Here is a 23,463-nt window from a genome sequence, read left to right as displayed (position 1 = left end):
TCTGAAACCCTCCGGTCCGTCTCTTCGTGGTTTGGACATCGCCACCCCCGACCTTGGGCGGTGGTCGTAGACCAACAGATGGAGAGACGACATGAAAAAGACGACCTTAACGGCGGCCCTGACCGCCACGCTGATCGCCGGCGCAGCCGTCGCACAGAATGTTCCGATGGTCGGCGGTGCGCCGATGTTCCCCGAGCGCAACATCGTTGAGAATGCGGTCAATTCGGCCGACCACACCACGCTTGTCGCCGCCGTTCAGGCCGCGGGCCTTGTCGAGACGCTTCAGAGTGCTGGTCCCTTCACCGTCTTTGCGCCCGTCAACGACGCTTTCGCCGCCCTGCCGCAAGATCAGGTCGCCGCCCTTCTGGAGCCGCGCAACCGCAACCGTCTGGTCGAGATCCTGACCTGCCACGTCGTCGCGGCCGAGGCCTTTTCGACCGATATCGTGGGCATGATCCGCGACTCGGGTGGCGCGCATCCGATCGAGACCGTCGGCGGCTGCACCTTCACCGCGCGCATGGTCAACGGTCGCGTCATGATCGAGGACGAACAGGGCCGGATGGCCACGGTCACTCAGGCCGATGTCGACCAGTCGAACGGCGTGATCCACGTCATCGACACGGTGCTTCTGCCCGACGCGAACTGATCTTTCGAAACACCGCGCGCCAGCCATCGCTCGCGGTGTCAGGTCGGCCTCTCATGTGCCAAACCCGGAGGCTGGCCGACCCCTTCCGGACGGGGCGTGATCCGCGCGTATGTCCCAACGCGGATCATGTGGTGCAACCCCAGGTACTGTTGCGTAAGTCTTGCACCTTCCCTGTCCGGAACCAGTCCGGGGGCCGCGCGATCGCTGCGGCCCCCTTTTTCTTGGTCCGGTCAGTTCCAGCAGGTGACGGTCACGGTCATGTCGGCCCCAAGCCGCGCCAGCCTGTCACGGCTGAGGGTTTCGGTCCGTGTCGACAGCGTGGGGTTCAGCCCCGCCGCGGCGAAGACATCGCCCAACTGATCCGCCCGCAGCGCAAGGGTCACATCCTCGGGCAGGGCGCGCGCCCCGCTGACGCCCGGCAGCACCATCCCCAGAACCGATCCCGTCAGGTCGAAGACGGGCCCGCCCGCCTCGCTGTCGGCGGTGGGCAGCGCAAGACGCTGCAGCGTCTGTTCGCCGTCGATGCCCTGCAACTCGGCCAGCGTGCCGAAGACCATCGAGGCCGTGCCGAGCGCCCCGTCAAAGGGGAAGCCCGCAACCGCCACATCGGCGCGCAGCCGCCCGGGGGCGGGGGCCATCTGGGCAAAGGCGATGGGCGCGAGCCGCTGGCGCGGGCGCAGCACGGCAAGACCCAGCGCATCGTCGCGATAGGCGATATCGGCCTCGTAGGCCTCGTCGATCAGCACCTGCGCGCATTGTCCCTCGACGGCCTCGGTCGTGGTCAGGACACTGCCCTGAGCATCGACGTAAAAGCCCGAGCGCACCCGTGCGGGCCGCCGCACGTCGAGGCCCGAAATCGTGTCGATGTCGTTCTCCACGCCCTCGGGGATCGCGCCGGGATCCAGCACGCCGTCAAGCGCGGCAAAGCTGTCGCGCATCATCGGCAGGACGCGGGCGATTTCCGCGTCACGCTCCGGCGGCCAGACCAGCGTGAAACCCTTCACCGCGCCGCCCGTCAGCCGCGCCTCGGTATGGCTGCGCAAATTGTCGGATTGCCCGGTCAGAAGGAACCGGTCGCCCTGCCGTTCGCGCTGACCGTCCAGCGGCACGATCTCGAGCGTCTGCATGATCTCGTAAAGCCCGAACAATGTGTTGCGGTCGCCCGGCTGGCTGATCAGCAGCACCTGCACCCCGCTGTCACCGACGCTCTCGTACTGGACGAAGGGGAAGTTGTAATCGGCAAAGCGCACCATCGCGAGCGGCAGGTCGATCCGGATCCCGGCCCGTTCCTCGGTGACGTTTTCCATCCCGAGGGCGGCCAGTTCGGAGCTGTATTCCTCCAGCAATTGCGCGCGTTGGCGCGTGGTCAGAACGCCGGTCGCTTCGAAGCCGCGATCCGCCTGCCAAGACGACATGGCATTACGCGTACCGGGGCCGAAGGCACCGTCGATCGTCGAATTGTAGAAGCCGAACCATTGCAGCGCGATCTGAAGGGCATCGCGCCCCGCGCGGTCCAGTTGCGCCTCGCTCTGGCGGGCCTGCTGCAGCGTTTCCTCAGGTTCCTCGATCACGGTTTCGGCCACGGGCGTGCCGGGCTGCGGCAGGATGCTCTGCTCGATGCTGGGCGGTGTGGCGTCGGGTTCCGTCAGGGTCTGCGCCGGATTGGCCAAGACATTGGCCCCCACCGGATAGACCTGCGTGACGTAGGGTTCCCCCGTCACCACGAAACTGTCGCGCGGCACCAGCCCTTGGGCCAGCAGCTGCCGCAACAGCCCCTGCGCATCATTGGGCGCGTAGGGGCCAAGCGCTACGGCATAAAGCCCGGTATTGGCGCGGAACGCGTTCACATCGGGCACGATCTGGGCATAGGCGCGCGCCCGACTTTCGGCTTCGGTCAGGGCGGCGTGGCTTTCGATCTGGATGAAGACGCCCTGTTGCGCATGGGCGGGACCCGGCAGGACGAGCGTTACATAAACCATCGCCGCCAGCATGATTGCCAGCAGCCGCCGAAATCCGTTCACTTGCATCTCGCTCAAATTCCCTGCGTCTTACGTTTCTGGGACCGCGCCAGAGGCGCCGGGCGCCGCCGCGTCGGACGTTATCAAAGCAAGGTCCGAATGCACCATAAAAACCGGACACCGCAAGCCACTTGGCGCAGGCTGCGCGTTGACCGTGCCCACCTGTGACACTAGAGAGACCCGGCCCCAGATCGCCAACCAGATCCCGACGCAGCCAGAAAGACCGGTGCAGCCCATGTCCGACACCCCCCGGAGTTTCCAGGAGATCATCTTGCGCCTGCAGGCGTATTGGGCCGCGCAGGGATGCGCGATCCTGCAACCCTACGACATGGAGGTGGGGGCAGGTACCTTTCACCCCGCCACCACGCTGCGATCCTTGGGCACGCAGGCCTGGGCGGCCGCCTATATCCAGCCCTCGCGCCGCCCGACGGACGGGCGCTACGGCGAAAACCCCAACCGGCTCCAGCATTATTATCAGTATCAGGTCATCATCAAACCCTCGCCCCCGAACCTGCAGGAGCTCTATCTCGGCTCGCTTCAGGCCATCGGGATCGACATGGCGCTGCACGACATCCGCTTTGTCGAGGACGATTGGGAAAGCCCGACGCTGGGGGCTTGGGGCCTCGGCTGGGAGGTCTGGTGCGACGGTATGGAAGTGTCGCAATTCACCTATTTCCAGCAGGTCGGCGGGCATGATTGTCACCCGGTATCGGGCGAATTGACCTACGGGCTGGAACGTCTGGCGATGTATGTGCTGGGCATCGACCACGTCATGGACATGCCCTTCAACGACCCTGCCGCGCCGATCCCGCTCAGCTACGGCGATGTCTTCCGCCAGACCGAGGAGGAATATTCCCGCCACAACTTCGATGCCGCCAGCACCGAAAAGCTGCTCCGCCATTTCGAGGATGCCGAGGCCGAATGCCGCCGCCTGCTCGAGGCTGGCGCCGATGACCCCAAGACCGGCAAGCGCATCTTGATGGTCCACCCGGCCTATGACCAGTGCATCAAGGCGAGCCATCTTTTCAACCTGCTCGACGCGCGCGGCGTCATCTCGGTGACCGAGCGTCAGGCCTACATCGGCCGCGTCCGCACGCTTGCCAAACTCTGCGCCGACGCCTTCGTCCAGACCCGCGCGGGCGGCTGGGTGCCGGAGGCGGCGGGGGCATGACCTCAGGGCGCTGGATCGTCTTGGCCATCCTCGGCATCACCGCCGTCTTCGGGGCGGCGCAATGGTATTTCCAGACGCGCGCCTATTACGCACCCGTTGCACTCCAGACGCTCGACATCACCTTTGCCGACGGCACTTTGGAAACCCTCCGCCCCCTGAGCGCCGAGGCGATCGACGCCGACACCTCGCCGCTGCGCTTCCGCGCTTGCCTGACCATCGCCCCCGATGTCGCCGCGCGCCTTGTGGCAGGGGCCGCGCCCGTGGCCGAGGCCGTACCGCTCATCGCGCCCGATTGGTTCGGCTGTTTCGATGCCGAGGTCATCGGCGCTGATCTCGAAAGCGGCGCGGCACAGGCAATCCTCGCGCAGACCGAGGTGCGCCCCGGTGCCGACCGTGTCATCGCCGTCTATCCCGATGGCCGCGCCTATGTCTGGCACCAGTGGAACGGACGGTTGGAGGGGTAGGGCATGGCAGACCTTCAGGCCGAGTTCGAGGCGCTCAAAGCCGCCCACGACAAGCTCAAGCGCCGCGCGCAGCGCAACGAGCGCGCGCAATTCGCCCGCGGTCTGTTGCAGGGTATCTTGTCGATGCTGCAACCCGGCGACGTGGTTCTGGATTGCGGCGCGAATGTGGGTGCCGTCACCGGCCCCTTGGCCGAGACGGGCGCGACCGTTCATGCCTTCGAGCCCGACCCGTTCGCCTTCGGTCAATTGTCAGCCCGCGTCGCGGACAAGCCCAACGTGACGCTTCACAATGCGGCCGTGGGTGTCACAGCCGGGACCGTTCGCCTGATGCGCGCCGCCAATTTCGACGACAACCCGATGAGCGGTTCGGTGAAATCGACCGTCATCTCCGGCGGGCGCAACATCGACGAAGCCGAGGGCGCGACCATCGAGGTCGCGATGATCGCACTGCCCGACATGATCCGCGATCTGGCTGCCAAATCGGGTCGCATCGCCTTCCTCAAGATGGATATCGAGGGGGCGGAGCTTGACCTCTTGGAACACATGCAGGCCCATCGCCTCTTTGACCTCGTCGGTCTGACCGTGGCCGAAACCCACGAGATGAAATTCCGCGACTTGCGCCCCCGCTTTGCCGCCCTGCGCGAGACCATCGCCGCAGAATACCCCGTCACCCGCGTCAACCTCGACTGGATCTGAAACCATGCCCGATCTTCTCCTCGAACTCTTTTCCGAGGAAATTCCCGCCCGCATGCAGGCCCGTGCCGCGGATGACCTCAAACGGCTCGTGACCGATGGTCTTGTCGAGGCGGGGCTGACCTATGCCAGTGCAGGGGCCTTCGCCACGCCCCGCCGTCTGGCCCTGACCATCGAGGGGCTGACCGCCCATAGCCCCACCACGCGCGAGGAACGGCGCGGCCCCCGCACCGACGCGTCCGATCAGGCGATCGAGGGGTTCTTGCGCGGCGCGGGCCTGACCCGCGACCAGTTGCAGACCCGGTCCGAGAAAAAGGGCGAGGTCTATGTCGCCGTGATCGAGAAACCGGGCCGCCCCGCGCCCGAGATCATCGCCGATGTGGTCACCCGCGTGATCCGCGATTTCCCATGGCCCAAATCCATGCGCTGGGGCGCGGGCTCCTTGCGCTGGGTGCGGCCGCTGCAATCCATTCTGTGCCTGCTGAGCTCGGAAACCGGATCGGACATCGTGCCCTTCGAGGTCGATGGCATCGTCTCGGGCAACACGACCGAGGGGCATCGCTTCATGGCGCCGGCCCGTTTCACCGTCGCAGGCTTCGCCGATTACGAGGCCAAGCTCAAACGCGCCCATGTGATCCTGTCGGCCGCCGAGCGCGCCGAACATATCCAGCACGAGGCCGAACAGATGGCTTTCGCCGCCGGTCTTGAATTGGTGGCTGACGCCGGCCTTCTGGCCGAGGTTGCGGGGCTGGTCGAATGGCCCGTGGTGCTGATGGGACGGATCGAGGATCGCTTCCTCGACCTGCCGCCCGAGGTGCTGCAAACCTCCATGCGCGAGCATCAGAAATTCTTTTCCGTCCGCAATCCGAAAACGGGCCGGATCGAGCGCTTCATCACCGTCGCCAACCGCGAAACCGCCGATCAGGGCGCGACGATCCTTGCGGGCAATCAAAAGGTTCTCTCGGCCCGGCTGTCGGATGCGGCGTTTTTCTGGGAAAACGACCTGCGCGTGGCCAAGGCGGGGATGGGCGACTGGCTCGACGGTCTGGCATCGGTGACCTTCCACGCGAAACTCGGCTCGCAGGCCGCGCGGATCGACCGCATCGCCGCCTTGGCGCGCGAAATCGCGCCGATGGTGGGCGCGGATGCCGATCTGGCCGAGGAAGCCGCGCGGATCGCCAAGGCCGATCTGCGCTCGGAAATGGTGGGCGAATTCCCGGAATTGCAGGGCGTGATGGGCCGCTATTACGCGCTGGCCGCAGGCCGCGCGGCAGAGGTCGCGGATGCAGCCCGAGACCACTGGAAACCGATGGGGCAGGGGGATGAGGTGCCGACAGCCCCCGTCGCGCTCGCCGTGGCGCTGGCCGACAAGATCGACACGCTGACAGGGTTCTGGGCGATTGACGAGAAGCCCACAGGGTCGAAGGACCCCTATGCGCTGCGCCGGGCGGCCTTGGGCGTGGTGCGGATGGTGCTGGAGAATGGGGTTCGGATCGACCTAAAAGGGCGCTTTGGCAATCCGATCATCCGCAGAATTGCCATTAACGCCGGCCAGCCACTCGGGCGAGAAATGGAAGCTCTCGAGTCGCTTCGTGATCAGCGTGCGGAAAATCTCCTCGAAGCATATAAATCAGAGAATCTTGAGAAATTTAAGGAATCCCTGGGGCACTACTTTAGCGAGACAATGAATAAGTCGGATGACCTCCTCGCCTTCTTCCATGACCGCCTCAAGGTCCATCTCCGCGACGAGGGCATCCGCCACGACATCATCGATGCGGCGCTCGCCAAACCGCCCGCCGACGACCTTTTCCTCGTCGTCGCCCGCGCCCGCGCCTTGGCCGCTTTCCTCGCCACGCCCGATGGCGAAAACCTTGTCCAGGGCTACCGCCGCGCGGCCAATATCCTGACGCAGGCCGAGGAAAAGGACGGCGTCGAATACCGCTACGGGGCCGATCCGAAATTCGCCGAAACGGACGAGGAACGCGCGCTGTTCGACGCGCTCGCCACCGCACAGGCTGCGATCAAACCCGCCCTCGAGGCCGAGGATTTCGCCGCTGCCATGACCCATATGGCCAGCCTTCGCGCCCCCATCGACGCCTTCTTCACCGCCGTGCAGGTCAATGCCGACAATCAGGTCGTGCGGCGCAACCGCCTCAACCTGCTCTACCGGATCGTGGATACCTGCGGCGCGGTGGCAGACCTGTCGCGGATCGAGGGCTGAGACGGGCGACAAATCGGGCGACGTGACGGTCGATCTGTCCATTTCTCTGGACAGTTCGCGCATCGGTTGTATCTATTGCTGCGGATGCACAAGGTTCCCGCATGTTGAGTACGCCCGACTTCACCACGATCACGCCCACGGCCGAGATTCGCACCTCGACCCATGGGAACCGTGCGAAATGCCTGCAGCGGCTGGTGCGGCTCGACTTGCCCGTGCCGAAAACCGTCGCGCTTCGCTTCGACACCGTGCGCGCCATCGCGGGTGGGCGGATGCCCGATATCCGCGCGCTTCTCGATGTTTTCGGGCCGGGCGCGCTTTTGTCGGTGCGGTCGTCCTCGCAGATGCCCGATTGGGGCGGGCCGGGCACGATCCTCAACATCGGGATGAACGACGACAAGGCCGCCGAACTGGCCAAGACACACGGCCCCTCGGCCGCCGATGCGCTTTATGTCAGCTTCATCCGCGCCTATGCGGTCGATGTTCTGCGCCTCGATGCCGACGCCTTCGAAGGGCCGATCACCCCCCGCCTCGCCAAATCCGCCTTCGAGGCGGAGATGGACGAACCCTTTCCCCAAGATCCCTGCGAACAGCTGGCCGAGGTGCTGAAATCCATGGCCCGCGCCTGGGAAGGCACGACCGCCCGCCTCCTTCGGCAGGCGCAGGGCGCACCTGTCGATGCGGGCCTTGGCCTTGTCGTGCAGGAAATGGCGCTTGGCATCGGGCAGGGGCTGTCGGGATCGGGCGTGGTGCAATTCGCCTCCCCCGAAACCGGCGAGGCGCAGGTGACGGGCCGCTGGCTGCCGCAGGCGCAGGGCCGTGCCGCGCTGTCGGAAAGCGATGCGCAATTCATCGTCTCGGACAAACGCGGCAAATCGCTTCAGGATGTGGCCCCCGAACAGGTCGCCGCGCTGAAATCCGCAGGTGCCCAGATGCGCCAACGCCTGCGCGAGGAAATGCAGATCGAGTTCACCTTGATGAACGGGCATCTCTCGATCCTCGACGCGGTGAAATGTCCCCGCTCGGGCCGGGCCGAGGTCGCCATTGCCGTGGCGCTGGCCGAGGATGGCATCATCACCAGCGACGAGGCGCTGTTGCGCATCCCACCCTTCACGCTCAACCAGCTCCTGCACCGGCAGGTCAGCCCGACCGCCGCGCGCGACGTGCTGACCCGGGGCATCGCCGCCTCGCCCGGGGCCGCGACCGGCAAGATCGTCTTTTCCGCCAGCGCCGCACAGGCCATGGCCGCGCAGGGTGAGCCCTGCATCCTTGTCCGCCGCGAAACCTCGCCCGAGGATATTCGCGGAATGCACGCGGCGCAGGCCGTCCTGACCGAACGCGGCGGCATGACCAGCCACGCCGCCGTGATCGCGCGCGGCCTTGGCCTGCCTTGCGTCACCGGGGCCACGCGCCTCATGCTCGACAGCCGCAAGAAGACGCTGACCGTCCCGGGTCGCAAGATCTTCCACGAGGGCGACGTGATCACCGTCGACGGGTCCACCGGCGATGTGCTGGCGGGGGCGGCCGCGATGGTCGAACCCGCGCTTGGCGGGGCCTTTGCCACGCTGATGGATTGGGCCGATGCCGCCCGCGACATCGGCATTCGCGCCAATGCCGACACACCCGAGGATGCGGCCATGGCGCAGCGGTTCGGCGTCGACGGGATCGGGCTGTGCCGGACCGAACACATGTTCTTCGACGCTGCGCGCCTCACCGTGATGCGCGAGATGATCTTTGCCGAGAACCCGGCCGATCGCGCCGCCGCGCTTGACCGTCTCCTGCCGATGCAGCGCGCCGATTTCATCGAATTGTTCCAGATGATGCAGGGCCAGCCGGTCACGATCCGCCTGTTCGATCCGCCGCTCCACGAATTCCTGCCCGGCGACCGCGACGGCATCCGCGCGCTGGCCGAGGCGTTGGATCTGCCCGTGTCGCGCGTCCAATCCCGGATCGAGAGCTTGCAGGAATTCAACCCGATGCTCGGGATGCGGGGCGTCAGACTGGGCGTGACCGTGCCCGAGATTTACGAAATGCAAGCGCGCGCCATTTTCGAGGCCACCATCAAGGCCTCGCGCAAAGGCGCTCCCGTGGTGCCCGAGATCATGATCCCGCTGGTCTCGGCCCGGCGCGAAGTGGAGCTGGTCAAGGGCCGCGTCGATGCCATCGCCGCCGAGGTGCGCTTCAAGACCGGGCAGGATTTCACCTATCGCCTCGGCGTCATGGTGGAAACGCCCCGCGCGGCGCTTCGGGCGGGCGAGATCGCGGAACATTCCGCCTTCCTGTCCTTCGGCACCAACGACCTGACGCAGATGACCTATGGCCTGTCGCGCGACGATGCGGGGCGGTTCATGTCGGCTTATGTGCAACAGGGTGTCTTTCCAGAGGACCCGTTCACCCAGCTCGATGTCGACGGTGTGGGCGAATTGATGCATCTTGGCGCTGCAAGAGGGCGCGCCGCCCGTCCCGATCTGATCATCTCGATCTGCGGCGAACATGCGGGCCAGCCCTCCGCCATCGCCTTCAGCCGCAAGGCTGGCTTCGACTACGTATCGTGTTCCCCCTTCCGGGTTCCGGTGGCGAAATTGGCGGCCGCGCAGTTGTCCATTCAGGACAGGGATTTGCCCGCCGATCCTAAGGCATCGCGTTAAGATCGACGCCGAACTCCAAGTCATCACATCAATTTCTAGTCATCTCGATGGCGCCACCCGCAAGACCCGGTGTCGGTTTTGCGCTTTTGCCAAGCGCGGGTAAAACCCGATTCGCGGTCAGAGGCTGAGCAGACCGAAGCGGGGCAAAAGACCCCGGAAAGGGTGACGAGATGGCAAACCGTCGGACAGGCGCAGCACTTTGCGCTGCCATGCTATTGCTGGGTGCGGGCGCACGGGCCGATGTCACGGCCAGTTCCTCGACCCCGGGCATCGCGATCGAGATCGACAGCGGCTTTGCGACCGGTCTCGATACCGAGATCGACAGCGAGATCGGCAGCAGGCTCGGCGCGCTTATGGGCATCGAAACCGCCTCGCTCTCGGGGCTCTCGGGCGACAGGGTCCGCCAGATCGGCGCGCCTTTCACCGGCGCGACCCGATCCGGACGCGACAACCGCGTCATGTCTGTGCAACGGCTCGATGCGCTGCCGCGTCCGCGGGGCAACGCGCAATGGCGCTGCATGACCGAAGCGATCTATTTCGAGGCCCGCGGCGAAACCATCGAAGGTCAGTATGCCGTGGCCGAGGTCATCTTGAACCGCGTCGACAGCGCCAATTACCCCGACAGCGTCTGTGGCGTGGTCAATCAGGGCACCGGGCGGCGCTACGCCTGCCAGTTTACCTATACCTGCGACGGCATCCCCGAGATCGTGACCGACCAACGGGCATGGAACCGTGCGGGCAATATCGCGCGCATCATGCTCGATGACGCGCCGCGCGACCTGACCGCCGGGGCCACACATTACCATGCCCATTACGTCAGCCCGCATTGGGCCCGGGTCTATCCGCGTACGGCCCGCTACGGCAGCCACATCTTCTACCGCCAGCAATACTGAGGCGTCGCGGATCGCCCCCGATGCGCCGCCGGCAGCCTTGGCGCGGGCGCCTGCCCCATGCTAGGCCGAGGGTCATGACCGACGAGATTGCCCAGGCCTTCCGCCACCCGTCCGAACGCGCAAAGGCGCTGGCAGGCGATCCGCCGCGCGACCGCATTTCGATGACCGACCACCGCCGTGAGGTCGAGATCGGAGCCTTTCAGGCCGAACGCGGCATCACCCAGACCGTGCAATTCGACGTGGTGGTCGAGGTCGAGACCCGCGCCGAACAGGCCGTGGACGATGTCGACCGCATCCTCAGCTACGACACGATCGTCGAGGCGATCGATGCGGCACTGGCCGCCGAACGGGTCAACCTGCTGGAAACGCTGGCCGCTCGCATCGCCGACCACATCCTTGCCCATCCTCTTGCCGCGCGCTGTTTCGTCCGCATCGGCAAGCTCGACCGCGGCCCCTATGTGCTGGGCGTGGAGATCTTGCGCAACGCGCCGCCCACGCGGCGTCGCCTGCGCCTCTTGCCCGATGATGCGCCCCATCCCCGCGTCGTCTACCTGTCGTCCGAGGCCATCGCGCGCCCCGATCTCTCCCAGCTCCTCGACCGGCTGGAGGAAGGCGGCGCGCCCGTGATCCTCTGTGTCGGTCGCCCCGATCTGCCTGCGCCACAGGCGGCCCATGCCATGCCGCAACGGCGCATCGACCTTCTGGCCATCGAACAATCGGCTTGGGTCCTTGCCGCGCGCGATCCGCGCTGCGTGGTCGTGGACAGCCGCACGGAACTGGATTGGGCCATGCGCCATGGCCAGATCAGCGTCTGGGCCCCTTCGAAACTGGTGCTGGATGCCCATGACGGGCCGGGGGCGGCGGTCCGCGATCCCTTTGCCCTCGCGCTCTGGCTCGCGCAGGCTTTCGTCGCGGTCGAGGTCGTGGCCTTCGGCGCGCCCGCGGGCTTGGACCCGCCCGCAGGTCTCAGGCTGACGCGGCTGGATGCCTTAGCTCCGGTGCCGACGTCGGCATCCTGATCGACAGGCGCATCACCAGGCCCCCACCCTCATCCGCCTCGCGGCGGAACCCGGCCTTTTCAAGGATGCGGATCGAGACCGCGTTGTCCGCGCCGACACGGGCAAAGAACCGATCCTCGCGGAGCGTCATCGTGCCGTGGTCCAGCGCGGCCTGCACGAATTCGCTGGCCAGCCCCTGTCCCGCCACATCGGGCAGGAAATGAAACGACAGGTCCAACCCCTTTCCGCCGAACCCGATGCGAAAGCCCGCGACGCCGACCGCGTGTCCGGCATGGGACAAGGTCCATGGCGCAACCCCGTGCCGAGACCAGTCCAGCATGTCCGCCGCCAATCGGTTCGCCCCGCCCTCGGGCCCGAACAGCGCCGCGTATAGCGGGGCCGCCGCGCCCCTTGGCGCGCACCCTGACAGGCGGGCGGTTCGGAATAGAATGGGCGCGTCCATGGCCTGCATCTGAAGGGGAAAGTGACGTTGCGTCAATAAGCAGTCTTCGCCAAGGGCGCGTGCGGGCCATTCTCGCTCTTGTCACCGCGCATCCTGCCCGCTAGGCGCGCGCCATGACCACGGAATACCTGCGCCCGATCCCCCTGACCGACCCGGCCCGGACGGATGCCGCCCTGACCCTTGCCGGGGGCTGGGTGAGATTCACCCATGTCGAGGTGCTGTCGCGCCACGCCGCGCCCCGCATCGTGCCCGCCGCCGATGTCGCGCCCGAGGCGCTGGCCCCGTTCCTCGCGCCTCGCGCGCCCTTTGGCGGGCTGACGCTGGACCGCCCGCGCCTGATGGGCATCCTCAATGTCACGCCCGACAGTTTCTCGGACGGCGGCCGCCACGCCGCGACCGAAGATGCCTTGGCCAGGGCCGAGGCGATGCGCGCCCAAGGCGCGGACCTGATCGACATCGGCGGCGAATCCACGCGCCCGGGCGCGCCCGACCTGCCCGTGGCCGAGGAAATCGCCCGCGTCGCCCCGGTGATCGAAGCCTTGGCCGCGCGCGCTTTCCCTTTGCCCCTCAGCCTCGACACCCGCAAATCGGCCGTCGCCCGCGCAGGGCTCGCGGCGGGGGTGGGCATCGTCAACGATGTCTCGGGCCTGCGCCACGATCCCGATCTGGCCGGTGTGACCGCCGCTGCGGGCGCGGGGCTGATCGTGATGCATTCCATCGGCACGCCCGAAACCATGCAGGGGCTTGCCGCCGAGGCCTATGGCGACGTGCTCCTTGATGTCTATGACGCGCTGGCCCAATGCGTCGCGCAGGCCGAAGCGGCGGGCCTGCCGCGTGCGCGCATCATGGTCGACCCCGGCATCGGCTTCGGCAAGACGCTGGACCAGAACCTTGCCCTCCTGCGCCGGCTCAGCCTGTTTCACGGGCTGGGCTGCGGCGTTTTGCTGGGCGTGTCGCGCAAGGGCATGATCGGCACCATCGCGGGCGTGCCCGAGGCCGCCGCCCGCGCGCCCGGATCGGCGGCAATCGGCCTGTGGGGGATCGCGCAGGGCATGCAGATGCTGCGCGTTCATGATATGGAACAGCACCGGCAGGCGCTGGCGCTCTGGCAGGCGCTCGCCGCGGCAGGCCCCACGGGGCCATAAAAAAGGACGAGGGCAGAAATGACACGCAAGCTGTTCGGCACAGACGGCGTCCGCGGGCGCGCCAATTCCTATCCGATGACCGCCGAGATGGCGCTGCGCCTCGGCGCGGCCGCCGGGCGCTATTTCCGCCGCGACGGAAGCCGGGCCCATCGCGTCGTGATCGGCAAGGACACGCGCCTGTCGGGCTACATGCTCGAAAACGCACTGACCGCGGGCTTCACCTCGACGGGCATGAACGTGCTCTTGCTCGGCCCGGTGCCGACGCCCGCCGTGGGGCTTCTGACGCCCTCGATGCGCGCCGATGTGGGCGTGATGATCTCGGCCAGCCACAACCCGGCCGAAGACAACGGGATCAAGTTCTTCGGCCCCGACGGCTTCAAGCTCTCGGACGAGGCCGAGATGGAGATCGAGGCGCTGGTCGAAGCCGAAATCCAGCCCGCTCAAGCCCAGAACATCGGCCGCGCCAAGCGGATCGACGATGGCCGCTTCCGCTATGTCGAACGCGTCAAGGGGACCTTTCCGCAGGGCCTCACGCTCGACGGGCTCAAGGTCGTGATCGATTGCGCCAATGGCGCGGCCTATCGCGCCGCCCCCGAGGTTTTGTGGGAATTGGGGGCCGAGGTGATCGCCATCGGCGTCACCCCTGACGGGCGCAACATCAACGCAGGCGTCGGTTCGACCGCGCCCGAAGCGGCGGCGGCCAAGATCCGCGAGACCGGGGCCGATGTGGGCATCTGCCTTGATGGCGACGCCGACCGCGTGATCTTGCTCGACGAGACGGGGAAGGTTGCCGATGGCGACCAGATCATGGCGCTTTTCGCGCAGCGCTGGGCGGCGGAGGGGCGCCTCAAGGGGCAGACGCTGGCCGCCACCGTCATGTCGAACCTCGGCCTCGAACGGTTCCTCGATGCGCGCGGCTTGCGCCTTCATCGCACCCCCGTGGGCGACCGCTACGTGGTCGAGGCGATGCGCGCCCATGGCCTGAACCTCGGCGGTGAGCAATCGGGCCATATCGTGATGACCGATTACGCGACCACGGGCGACGGGCTGATCGCGGGCCTCCAGTTCCTGGCCGAGATGGTGCGCACGGGCCAGCCCGCCAGCGCGCTGTCGCGCAGTTTCGAAACCGTGCCGCAGCTTCTGCGCAACGTGCGCTTCGCCGCCGGTCAGACCCCGCTCGACGCACCCACCGTGCAGGCCGCCATCGCCGCGGGCGAGGCGAGGTTGAACGGGCAGGGGCGTCTCCTGATCCGCAAATCGGGGACCGAGCCGCTCATCCGCGTCATGGCCGAGGCCGAGGACGAGGCCCTGATGGTCGCCGTGGTCGAAGAGATCGTCGGCGCGGTCGAGGCGGCTGTCTGAACGCCGACCCAACGGGAGCGCTCGGGATATTCGGGAAGCAGAGAAGCGGGCTTCAGCCCTTGACCGCCCGTCCCGCGACATAAACCTGCGCGATTGCGCGGTCATCGCCCATCATGATCGTGGGAAAGACCGCCTGCCAGATATCCTCCGCCCGCGCCGCGGCCTGCGCGATGCCGGGGGTGGAGCCAAGGTCGAGCACCACCAGATCCGCCTCGCGCCCCAAGGCCAGCCGCCCGATCCGGTCCCCCAGCCGCAAGGCTTCCGCCGAGCCGCCGGTCGCCAGCCATAACAATTCGGACGGGTGCAGCGCCTGCCCGCGCAACTGCGCGATCTCGTAGGCTGCGGCCATCGTGCGCAGCATGGAAAAGGAGGATCCACCGCCCGTATCCGTGGCCAGCCCCACCCGCATCCGCGCGCGCAGCCCCATGTCGAAGAGCCCCGATCCGATGAAGGTGTTGGAGGTCGGACAATGCACCACCGCCGCGCCCACCTCGGCCAGCCGGTCGATCTCGCGCGGCTCCAGATGGATCGCATGGCCGTAAAGTCCGTTCGGCCGCAAAAGCCCATGCGCCTCGTAGGTGTCGAGGTAATCGCGCGCCTGCGGGTAAAGCGATTTCACCCAGGCGATCTCGTCGGTCTGTTCGCTCAAATGCGTCTGCATCAGGCAATCGGGATGCGCCGCCCAAAGCGCCCCCAGCGCCTCCAGCTGTTCGGGTGTCGAGGTGGGCGAAAACCGCGGCGTGATGATGTAGGACAGCCGGTCCACCCCGTGCCAGCGTGCGATCAAAGCCGCCGTATCGTCATAGGCCGATTGCGCCGTGTCGCGCAGATAGGCGGGGGCCGTGTCGCGATCCATGCAGGTCTTGCCCGCCAGCGCCCGCATTCCCCGCGCTTGCGAAGCTTCGAAAAAAGCCTCCACGCTTTGGGGATGGATCGTGCCGTAGCTGGCGACCGTCGTCGTGCCATGGGCAAGGATCAGGTCCAGGTATCGGCCCGCCACCTCCGCCGCATAGGCCGGATCGGAAAACCGCGCCTCTTCGGGAAAGGTATAGCTGTTCAGCCAATCGATCAGCCGCTTGCCCCAACTCGCGATGATCGCGGTCTGGGGGTAATGGGCATGGGCATCGACGAAACCGGGCAGGATCAGTCCCGCGCCATGATCTGTGACATCGGCCCCGGGATGCGCCGCGCGCAGCGCTGCGCCATCGCCCATGGCCGCGATCTTGCCATCGCGGATCAGGATGGCGCCCCGCCGCTCGTGGTCCGCGGCCTCGGGGCCCAGCAGGAACGGATCGCCCGCAAAGGCCAGCGTCTGGCCCAGGATCAGCCTGTCATGCATGGCGCACCTGCCTCTTTCACGTCGATATTCCCGCCCCGGTGATAGCCGCCCCCCGCGTCCTATGTTAGGGGCAAACCGACGACGCGGCACGAGTGAATTGGGGGCAGGCATGGCGGACCAGGACGACGAGACGATCCTGCGCGATCGGGAGGCCGACGAGGGCCGCGATGCCTATGCGCTCGACGAAGGACTGCGCGGACAGCTGAAGGCGCTGGTGGCTACCGGCGATGTCGCGGCCATCGATGCGCTGATGGAACCGCTCCATGCCGCCGATATCGCCGACCTTCTGGAACAGGTCTCGGACGGGGAACGCGCGGCCTGGCTCGCGCTCTGGTCCAAGGGGATCGACGGCGAGGTCCTGTCCGAGCTTGATTGGGGTCTGCGCGAAGAGGTCATCGGCCTGCTGCCGGAACAGGTTCTGGCCGATGCCGTGCGCGAGCTTGATTCGGATGATGTGGTCGACCTCGTCGAAGATCTCGAGGATGACCAGATCGAGCAGATCCTCGACGCGCTCGAACCCGCCGACCGGGTCGCCGTCGAACGCGCGCTCGCCTACCCCGAGGAAACCGCCGGCCGCCTGATGCAGCGCGAGGTGGTCCATGCGCCCGAGCATTGGACCGTGGGCGAGATGATCGACCACCTGCGCGCCCACAAGCGCGACCTGCCCGAACAATTCTACCACGTGATCCTGACCGATCCGCGCATGAAGCCCACGGGCTATGTCACGCTCGGGCGGCTCCTGTCCTCCGGGCGCAAGACGGAACTGCGCGAGATCACGGAGGACAGTTTCCGCGCCATCCCCGCGACCCAGCACGAGGATGACGTGGCCTATGCCTTCAACCAGTACCACCTGATTTCCGCCCCCGTGGTGGACGAGGATGGGCGGCTGGTCGGTGTCATCACCATCGACGACGCGATGATCGTGCTGGATGAAGCGGCCGAGGAGGATCTTCTGAAACTCGCGGGCGTGGGCGAGGAATCGAGCCTCTCGGATCGCGTGATCGAAACGACGCGGCAGCGCTTTCCGTGGCTCTTCGTGAACCTGATCACGGCGATCCTCGCCTCTCTCGTGATTTCGCAATTCGAGGCGGCGATCACCCAGATCGTGGCGCTGGCGGTTCTGATGCCCATCGTCGCCTCCATGGGCGGCAATGCGGGGACGCAATCCCTGACCGTCGCGGTGCGCGCCATCGCGACGCGCGACCTAACACGGTCCAACCTGATGCGCGTGGTTATGCGCGAGGCGGCCGTGGGCCTGATCAACGGCGCAGTCTTCGCCGTGGTCATGGGGGTGATCGGACTGTTTTGGTTCGGCAGCCCGATGTTGGGCGTGGTGATCGCCAGTGCGATGGTCATCAACCTGCTGGTGGCGGGGCTTGCGGGCATCTTGATCCCCGTGGCGCTCGACCGGCTCAACATCGATCCGGCGCTGGCGTCCGGGGCCTTCGTTACGACCGTAACGGATGTGGTGGGCTTTTTCGCCTTCCTCGGGTTGGCGGTCGTGCTCCTGCTGTGATCTTGGCCTGCCGAGTGCCGCTGACGGCTCTCTAGCCTGCGCCTTCAGACGCGCCACCGCTCTTCGCGGCCGCCTGCGCGGCCCGGATCGTCAGGCTGCGCGGAGCGACACAAGACTCGCCGACGCAGTTGGCCTTACCCCGGGATCTCCAGCGTCACGTTCCGACCGTTGCGGACATATTGCAGCGAGGTTTCTCCGATCGCCGCCACCCGTCCGCCATCCAGCCGGTCGCCCACGGCCACCCGAACGAACCGTCCCGAGGGCAGGCGCACCAGCGCGCGCCGGTCGTTGGGCGTGCCGGTCACACCGATCAGGTTGATGTCGCGCAGCCGGATCGCGTTGCGCTCTGTCGCGGCGCGGGTCACATCGGCATTCGACGGGATCGAGGGCGCCCGCGCGATGGCCTCTTGCGGCACCGCAGGGGCGGCGACGACGGCAGCCGCCACCATCTCTTCGATATTGCCCGGTCGCGCCCGTGGCAGGCGCGAGCTTGCCACCGCCAATGCTGTTGCGTCCACGACCGCAGGCGCTGCCTCTGGCGTCGTTTCCGCGACCTCCGCCGCACCGTCCGCCCCTTGCGGGAAAAGCGAAGCCTGCGCCGCCGCTTCCTGTGCCGAGACCGGGCGTGCCTCGGGGCGCAATGCCGCCAGTTCGCTGGCCGAGAACCCACCGAGGATCTGACGTTCCCGCGTCTCGTCCAGATCCGAGGGGCGCGGGGTGGGCTGAACCGTTCCGAGGATCGCATCCTGTACGTCGATCTGCGGCAGGTCCGGCACGGTCTCGAATACGATCTCGCGCGGGCGCGGGATGGCATCGACCGCGGGGCGGCCCAGAATGACAAAAGCCCCCTCGGGGGTCAGAACGCCTTCGGGCGTTGGTGTGACAAGGCCGCTGGCATCTCGATCCGGCGTGACGCCGAAAGGCGGCGGTGGCGGCACACGGCGCAGGATTTCCCCCGGATCCAGCGCCGGATCCGCCAACGCGATCGCATCGGTCACCGGCACTTCCGGGTCGATCGAGGCGACGTAGATCTCGTTCGACGTACTCAGACTGCCAAGCGTGGGGCGGTCGGGCGTCCGGGGCCAGATCCCGTCCTCGGCATAGATCCGCTCCGTTTCCTCGACCGAAGGCAGCATATCCTCGGGCAGGGGCGGCAGGGGGGGCAGGTCCAGATCGGCGTCGATATCGGGCAGGACTGGCACCGATGGCGCGTCCGGCCCCGCATCGACGACACCCTCGGCCAAGGGGGCCTCCAGCGCGGCAGTCTCCAAGGTGCCGGTTTCCGTGTCGGCGGGGACCGCTTCGGGCAAAACCTCTGCTGCCTGCGCCAAGGTCTCCGCCGCGTCTTCGGGGAGGGCTGTGCCCGTATCCAGCGCACCCATCGCCGGGGGCGCGGTGATTGCCATCGGCGGTGCAAGGGTGTCGCGCGGCGGGTCCACCAGCACGACATCCTCGCGCTCGTTCCCGCCGCCCAATAGCCGGGCAATTGGGCTGTCAGGCAGGAACAAGGCCGACCAGATCGCAATCAACGCCAGAAGCACCAGCAAGATCACCGTCAGGATCAGGCCGGTCTTGAAGGACGGTCCGGCGCTGTCCACCGGCTTGCGCGCCAAAAGCCCGCTGGAAAAGGCTGCGGCGCTGTCGCCTCCGGGTGTCGGCGTGTGCGTCGGCGTCTGTGTCGTGTCGGTCTCGGCCTGACGGCGACGGGACAGGCCCAGCCGCGCCGAGATCGGGGTGCCCCGTTTCGCCGGGGCCGCGGCAGGCGCCGCCGCGTCGACCGGTGCAGCCGGTGCAGCGGTCGCGCGCGATGCAGGGGCAGGGGTAAAGGCCGCATCTGACGCCTGCACCGCGCCGGATTGGCCCGACAGCTTGCTTGCGTCCCTCACCCGCGCCAGTTGCGCGGCCAGACGGTGACCGGGCCGCACCGGGGCAGGCGTCGCAGGGCCTACCGTCGCATCGGGATGCAGGACAGGCGGGGTCGTGCCCGTGCCCGTGCCAGTGCCCGCGCTGCCAAAACCAAGCCGCGAGGGTCGCCCGGACAACAGATCGCCAGCGCCCGCATCGGGCTTTGGCACCTTGCCCCGACGGGCCGCAAAGCCCAGCACGGGACCGCTGCCGCCCTCCGACCCGTCCTCGCCCGTCTCAGCAGCGCCTTCAGGCGCGGTGGACAGGCTGGGGCCTGCTGCGGGCCGGGCGGCGGCCCCATCGGGGCGCTCGGCGCTCAACGGGCGCTGCATCCGGCCCTCGCCCTTGCCGCGCGCGGCCTTACCCTCTGGGCTATCGGCCGGGGCGGTTTCTTTCGCGGCCTTGGGCTGCGGCAGGGGCTCGGGATCTTGTTCCGGCGCGGCGTCCCGCTCCGACTCCGGGGTTGGTTCATCCGCAGCATCGGGCAGGGGCAGGTCAGGCTCCGCCGCAAGGGGCGTGATCGGCTGGTTCAGTGTCGGATCCACGATCGGATCGGGCGTCTCCTCCACACCCTCGTCGGTCGGTGTGGGATCGGCGGCCTTCACCTCCGGGGCAGGTTCCGCCGCCACCTCTTCCGCCAGGGGTGCGGCATCGGGTTTGGCCTCTGCGGCCACATCGGCTTCGGGTTCGGCCGCCTGCGCCACGGGGCGCGCGTCCTGCTCTGCGGCTGCGTCCGCTCCCGCCTCGGGTTCGCCGGCCTCTTTCGCCGCTTCCGCCAGATCGGCTGCGTCGGGCGCATCACGACCCTCGGCATCGCGCGGCCCCGTCTCACCCAGCGCCGCATCTTCGGCGGGGACCTCGGGCGCGACTTCGGCTTTGGCCTTGGCCGCCGCCTCTCCAGCATCCGCCGCCGCATCATCCGGCGTGCTATCGGCCGCCTTGGCCCCGGCATCCGCGTCTGCTTCCGCATCCGGGCCAGCACCCGCCTCGGGCGCGGTCTCCGGACCGGATGTCGACGCCGCCTCGGCCTCACCCTCTGCCTCCGCGTCATCGCGGGCTTCCGCCTCGGGTGTCTCCGCCTCCACCTCGGGCGACGATTCGGGTGGCGTCCAATCGTCCGATCCAAAGGCCATCCCGCCCGGATCCATCCCTAGTGCCGCCGCGCTGTCTCCAAAGACGGGCATCGCGGGGAAACGCTCGGCCGGCGGCATCGCGGCAAAGCCCGCCGTGGTAAAGCCATGCGACAGCGCGAAATCTCGGGCTTCGTCCAGTGTTTCGCGCGCCACGACGGCGACCTTCACCCGGTCCTCCTCGACCGCGCGCCAGTCATGGACCAGATCCTCGACCGCATAGGGCGTCAGACCGTCCAGCGCTTCGGTGATCCGCGCCGCCACAAGCTCGGCGTCATGGGTCGGGGCCATGAACGAGGTGTAAAGAACTTGGTCATCGGGCAGAACCAGCACGACAGGCGCATCGCCGCCGCCCCGTGCCTCCGCCGCCCCGCGCAATTCGGCCATGGCCGCGCCAAGGTCATCGCCCTCGGGGCGGGCCTCCGCCACCAGTGCCCAATGGCCGGCCTGCTGGCGATGCGCCAGCGCGATGCCTTCCGGCGACAGGAAAAGCGCGAATTCGACTGTCACATCCGACCTCGGGTCCTAGCCATCGGGGCGCGCCGTGCGCGTCGCCCCTTTTCGTCACGCCGGTCTACATGACAAGACGCGCGGGGAAAACACTTGCCCGCAGGGTGCGTCCGGTATCGGCGGAAATCAGTCTATGTCCAAACGGCGCCAGAAAAAAGGGGCGCGAAAAGCCGCGCCCCCCTGCCTCCGGCACGCCCTCGTCAGCCGACGGCCTTGGCCAGCGCCTGATCCAGATCGGCAATCAGGTCTGCCGGATCCTCGATCCCGATCGACAGGCGCACCACGTTGGGCGCAGCGCCTGCCGCAACCTGCTGCTCCGGCGTCAGCTGCCGGTGCGTGGTCGAGGCCGAATGAATGATCAGGCTGCGCGTATCGCCAAGGTTGGCGACATGGCTGAAGATCTGGAGCGAATCGACCAGCTTCACGCAGGCCTCATAGCCGCCCTTCAGCCCGAAGGTGAACAGCGCCCCCGCCCCCTTGGGGCAAACGCTCTTGGCCCGCTCGAAATAGGGCGAGGACGGCAGCCCGGCATAGGTCACGAAATCGACCCGCGGATCTGCCTCCAGCCATTTCGCGATCGTCACCGCATTCTCGACATGGCGCTGCATCCTGAGCGACAGCGTCTCGATCCCCATCAGCGTGTAATGCGCGGCCTGCGGGTTCATCGTCATGCCAAGGTCGCGCAACCCGATGGCGATCCCGTGGAACGTGTAGGCCAAGGGGCCGAAGGTCTCGTGGAACTTCAACCCGTGATAGGCGGGCTCGGGCGCCGACAGCGAGGGGAACTTGTCGCTCGCCGACCAGTCGAATTTCCCCGAATCGACGATGGCCCCGCCCGTGACCGTGCCGTTGCCGGTCAGGTACTTGGTCGTCGAATGCACGACCAGCGTCGCGCCATGCTCGATCGGGCGGCACAGGTAGGGCGTGGCCGTCGTGTTGTCGACGATCAGCGGCAGGCCCGCCGCATCGGCCACATCCGCAATGGCCCGCAGATCGGTGATATAGCCGCCCGGATTGGCGATCGCCTCGCAAAACACCGCCCGCGTGTCGCCGTCGATGGCCGCCTTCACCGCCTCCAGATCATCGAAATCGACGAATTTCGCCGACCAGCCGAAGCGCTTGATCGTCTGGCTGAACTGCGTGACCGTGCCGCCGTAAAGCCGTGTCGAGGCGACGATGTTGCGCCCCGGCGCCATCAGCGGGAACAGCGCCATGATCTGCGCCGCATGGCCCGAGGAACAGCAGACCGCGCCCACGCCGCCTTCCAGCGTCGCGATCCGCTCCTGCAACACGGCGACAGTGGGGTTCGTCAGCCGCGAATAGATGTAGCCCACTTCCTGCAGGTTGAAGAGAGCCGCGGCATGTTCGGCATCGCGGAACACATAGGCCGTGGTCTGGTAGATGGGCGTCTGCCGTGCCCCCGTCGCCGGGTCGGGCCGCGCGCCCGCGTGGATCTGCAGCGTGTCGAACCCGTAGGTTGGTGCGTCGGTCATGTGTCTCTCCCTCAAGGCCTTCCCGCGCAGCATTAGGCAAAGCGCGCCCCGCCTTCAATCGCCCCGCACAAGGAAAGGCCGCCCGTCCGCGCACCCCCCACCACCCCCGACAGATGTTCCAGCTCCGCCCCCGCGCATCCACCCCGCGTTCTTTCCGTCTTTGCTTTGCAAATACTCTCGGGGGGTGCGGGGGGCAGACAGCCCCCCCCCGGCTTGAGCCATTCCTCCGGAACGAGGGGCAGACAGCCCCCCGCCGACAGCCCCCGCCGCAATGAGGGGGCCCAAGCCCCCGAAGCGCGACCCCATGGCACTGGACGCCCCGCGCCACATGGGGCAGAACGACCCGCAACTGACCTCAACGCCCCGACGGTGCCGCCCATGCTCAGCTTTCTCAACCGCCTCGTGACCTGGTGGAACGGCCAGACGGTCGGAACCCAGCTCTGGACCGCGCGCAACGGCGTCAAGGTCGGGCAGGACGACCAGGGCAACGTTTTCTATCGCACACGCGACGGCAAACGCCGCTGGGTCATCTTCAACGGCGAGGCCGAGGCAAGCCGCATCAGCCCCGATTGGCACGGCTGGCTGCATCACACCTGGGCGGAAACGCCCGATGAACGCCCGTTGCCGCACAAAGCGTGGGAAAAACCCCATCTCGCCAACCCGACCGGCACGCCGCTCGCGCATCTGCCCGCGGGCTCGATTCGCCGCGCCGACCCGGTCGAGCGTCGCGATTACGAGGCCTGGACGCCCGAGTGAGCGGCACTTTCGCGGCCGCGCAGGCCCAAGACCCCTTGGATCGTCCGCGCCCAGTTGCGATAAGCGCCGGGTGACCGAAGGCTGACGAGGGGGCA

At 67.4% G+C, this 23,463-nt stretch carries 17 protein-coding genes; 12 read left to right on the top strand and 5 right to left on the bottom strand.

The features are described 5' to 3' along the window. Positions 1–91: 91 nt before the first annotated feature. Positions 92–646 carry a fasciclin domain-containing protein gene (locus QQK63_RS03960; protein ID WP_277827327.1) on the top strand — a complete coding sequence of 185 codons (555 nt, stop codon included), beginning with the start codon at positions 92–94 and terminating at the stop codon, positions 644–646. 230 nt (positions 647–876) lie between these two features. On the opposite strand, the gene QQK63_RS03955 is transcribed toward QQK63_RS03960, so the two are convergent. Continuing rightward, positions 877–2,673: a serine protease gene (locus QQK63_RS03955; RefSeq protein WP_277827826.1), complete on the bottom strand. Its 1,797-nt coding sequence runs from the start codon at positions 2,671–2,673 to the stop codon at positions 877–879. 226 nt (positions 2,674–2,899) lie between these two features. Between QQK63_RS03955 and QQK63_RS03950 the strand changes: the two genes are divergently transcribed. From QQK63_RS03950 to QQK63_RS03920, 7 genes are all read left to right on the top strand, one after another. Further along, complete coding sequence (locus QQK63_RS03950) at positions 2,900–3,835, top strand: glycine--tRNA ligase subunit alpha (protein ID WP_277827329.1); 936 nt, start codon at positions 2,900–2,902, stop codon at positions 3,833–3,835. After that, positions 3,832–4,299: a DUF6446 family protein gene (locus tag QQK63_RS03945; RefSeq protein WP_277827331.1), complete on the top strand. Its 468-nt coding sequence runs from the start codon at positions 3,832–3,834 to the stop codon at positions 4,297–4,299. The genes QQK63_RS03950 and QQK63_RS03945 overlap by 4 nt, the downstream gene beginning before the upstream one ends. Positions 4,300–4,302: 3 nt before the next feature. After that, positions 4,303–4,995 carry an FkbM family methyltransferase gene (locus QQK63_RS03940; protein WP_277827333.1) on the top strand — a complete coding sequence of 231 codons (693 nt, stop codon included), beginning with the start codon at positions 4,303–4,305 and terminating at the stop codon, positions 4,993–4,995. A gap of 4 nt (positions 4,996–4,999) precedes the next feature. After that, positions 5,000–7,213, top strand: a complete 2,214-nt coding sequence (glyS, locus tag QQK63_RS03935) for a glycine--tRNA ligase subunit beta (protein WP_277827336.1) — start codon at positions 5,000–5,002, stop codon at positions 7,211–7,213. A 101-nt stretch (positions 7,214–7,314) separates the two neighbouring features. Beyond that, entirely contained in the window at positions 7,315–9,858 is a 2,544-nt protein-coding gene (locus QQK63_RS03930) for a putative PEP-binding protein (RefSeq protein WP_277827338.1), read from the top strand. A 170-nt stretch (positions 9,859–10,028) separates the two neighbouring features. Then, a complete protein-coding gene (locus QQK63_RS03925; RefSeq protein ID WP_277827340.1) occupies positions 10,029–10,751 on the top strand; it encodes a cell wall hydrolase in 723 nt (240 codons plus the stop codon). 74 nt (positions 10,752–10,825) lie between these two features. Then, positions 10,826–11,770 (top strand): dihydroneopterin aldolase, encoded by a 945-nt coding sequence (locus QQK63_RS03920; RefSeq protein WP_277827342.1) that lies wholly within the window; start codon positions 10,826–10,828, stop codon positions 11,768–11,770. On the opposite strand, the gene QQK63_RS03915 is transcribed toward QQK63_RS03920, so the two are convergent. Then, positions 11,718–12,212, bottom strand: coding sequence for a GNAT family N-acetyltransferase (locus tag QQK63_RS03915; RefSeq protein WP_277827345.1), 495 nt, complete (start codon positions 12,210–12,212; stop codon positions 11,718–11,720). The genes QQK63_RS03920 and QQK63_RS03915 overlap by 53 nt on opposite strands. Positions 12,213–12,325: 113 nt before the next feature. Between QQK63_RS03915 and folP the strand changes: the two genes are divergently transcribed. Together folP and glmM are read left to right on the top strand one after the other, a co-directional pair. Continuing rightward, on the top strand, positions 12,326–13,357 hold the full coding sequence (folP, locus tag QQK63_RS03910; RefSeq protein ID WP_277827347.1) for a dihydropteroate synthase: 1,032 nt from the start codon (positions 12,326–12,328) through the stop codon (positions 13,355–13,357). Between the two features lie 18 nt (positions 13,358–13,375). Then, positions 13,376–14,719 (top strand): phosphoglucosamine mutase, encoded by a 1,344-nt coding sequence (gene glmM, locus QQK63_RS03905; RefSeq protein ID WP_277827349.1) that lies wholly within the window; start codon positions 13,376–13,378, stop codon positions 14,717–14,719. Positions 14,720–14,771: 52 nt separating this feature from the next. Here the strand turns inward: glmM and guaD are convergent, their stop codons facing one another. Next, entirely contained in the window at positions 14,772–16,058 is a 1,287-nt protein-coding gene (gene guaD / locus QQK63_RS03900; RefSeq protein WP_277827351.1) for a guanine deaminase, read from the bottom strand. A 109-nt stretch (positions 16,059–16,167) separates the two neighbouring features. On the opposite strand from guaD, the gene mgtE reads away from it, so the two are divergent. Further along, on the top strand, positions 16,168–17,574 hold the full coding sequence (gene mgtE, locus QQK63_RS03895) for a magnesium transporter (protein WP_277827353.1): 1,407 nt from the start codon (positions 16,168–16,170) through the stop codon (positions 17,572–17,574). Between the two features lie 134 nt (positions 17,575–17,708). On the opposite strand, the gene QQK63_RS03890 is transcribed toward mgtE, so the two are convergent. Both QQK63_RS03890 and QQK63_RS03885 read right to left on the bottom strand, forming a co-directional pair. Then, entirely contained in the window at positions 17,709–21,119 is a 3,411-nt protein-coding gene (locus QQK63_RS03890) for a hypothetical protein (RefSeq protein WP_277827355.1), read from the bottom strand. A 200-nt stretch (positions 21,120–21,319) separates the two neighbouring features. After that, positions 21,320–22,612 carry an O-acetylhomoserine aminocarboxypropyltransferase/cysteine synthase family protein gene (locus QQK63_RS03885; RefSeq protein WP_277827357.1) on the bottom strand — a complete coding sequence of 431 codons (1,293 nt, stop codon included), beginning with the start codon at positions 22,610–22,612 and terminating at the stop codon, positions 21,320–21,322. A gap of 378 nt (positions 22,613–22,990) precedes the next feature. Here QQK63_RS03885 and QQK63_RS03880 point away from each other — a divergent pair, with 378 nt between their 5' ends. Further along, positions 22,991–23,368: an NADH:ubiquinone oxidoreductase subunit NDUFA12 gene (locus QQK63_RS03880; protein ID WP_277827359.1), complete on the top strand. Its 378-nt coding sequence runs from the start codon at positions 22,991–22,993 to the stop codon at positions 23,366–23,368. Positions 23,369–23,463 lie beyond the last annotated feature (95 nt).

Origin of the sequence: Roseicyclus marinus (assembly GCF_030163795.1) — a bacterium.
In the GTDB taxonomy this organism is placed as follows: Bacteria; Pseudomonadota; Alphaproteobacteria; order Rhodobacterales; family Rhodobacteraceae; genus Roseicyclus; species Roseicyclus marinus.
Note: the sequence above shows the minus strand (reverse complement) of the source record. Positions and strands in the feature narration are given on the sequence as shown.

Bases quoted from the DNA above. Each gene is read 5' to 3' on its own strand.
- QQK63_RS03960 (WP_277827327.1), top strand. From the start codon at position 92: ATGAAAAAGACGACCTTAACGGCGGCCCTGACCGCCACGCTGATCGCC.
- QQK63_RS03955 (WP_277827826.1), bottom strand. From the start codon at position 2,673: ATGCAAGTGAACGGATTTCGGCGGCTGCTGGCAATCATGCTGGCGGCG.
- QQK63_RS03950 (WP_277827329.1), top strand. From the start codon at position 2,900: ATGTCCGACACCCCCCGGAGTTTCCAGGAGATCATCTTGCGCCTGCAG.
- QQK63_RS03945 (WP_277827331.1), top strand. From the start codon at position 3,832: ATGACCTCAGGGCGCTGGATCGTCTTGGCCATCCTCGGCATCACCGCC.
- QQK63_RS03940 (WP_277827333.1), top strand. From the start codon at position 4,303: ATGGCAGACCTTCAGGCCGAGTTCGAGGCGCTCAAAGCCGCCCACGAC.
- glyS (WP_277827336.1), top strand. From the start codon at position 5,000: ATGCCCGATCTTCTCCTCGAACTCTTTTCCGAGGAAATTCCCGCCCGC.
- QQK63_RS03930 (WP_277827338.1), top strand. From the start codon at position 7,315: ATGTTGAGTACGCCCGACTTCACCACGATCACGCCCACGGCCGAGATT.
- QQK63_RS03925 (WP_277827340.1), top strand. From the start codon at position 10,029: ATGGCAAACCGTCGGACAGGCGCAGCACTTTGCGCTGCCATGCTATTG.
- QQK63_RS03920 (WP_277827342.1), top strand. From the start codon at position 10,826: ATGACCGACGAGATTGCCCAGGCCTTCCGCCACCCGTCCGAACGCGCA.
- QQK63_RS03915 (WP_277827345.1), bottom strand. From the start codon at position 12,212: ATGGACGCGCCCATTCTATTCCGAACCGCCCGCCTGTCAGGGTGCGCG.
- folP (WP_277827347.1), top strand. From the start codon at position 12,326: ATGACCACGGAATACCTGCGCCCGATCCCCCTGACCGACCCGGCCCGG.
- glmM (WP_277827349.1), top strand. From the start codon at position 13,376: ATGACACGCAAGCTGTTCGGCACAGACGGCGTCCGCGGGCGCGCCAAT.
- guaD (WP_277827351.1), bottom strand. From the start codon at position 16,058: ATGCATGACAGGCTGATCCTGGGCCAGACGCTGGCCTTTGCGGGCGAT.
- mgtE (WP_277827353.1), top strand. From the start codon at position 16,168: ATGGCGGACCAGGACGACGAGACGATCCTGCGCGATCGGGAGGCCGAC.
- QQK63_RS03885 (WP_277827357.1), bottom strand. From the start codon at position 22,612: ATGACCGACGCACCAACCTACGGGTTCGACACGCTGCAGATCCACGCG.
- QQK63_RS03880 (WP_277827359.1), top strand. From the start codon at position 22,991: ATGCTCAGCTTTCTCAACCGCCTCGTGACCTGGTGGAACGGCCAGACG.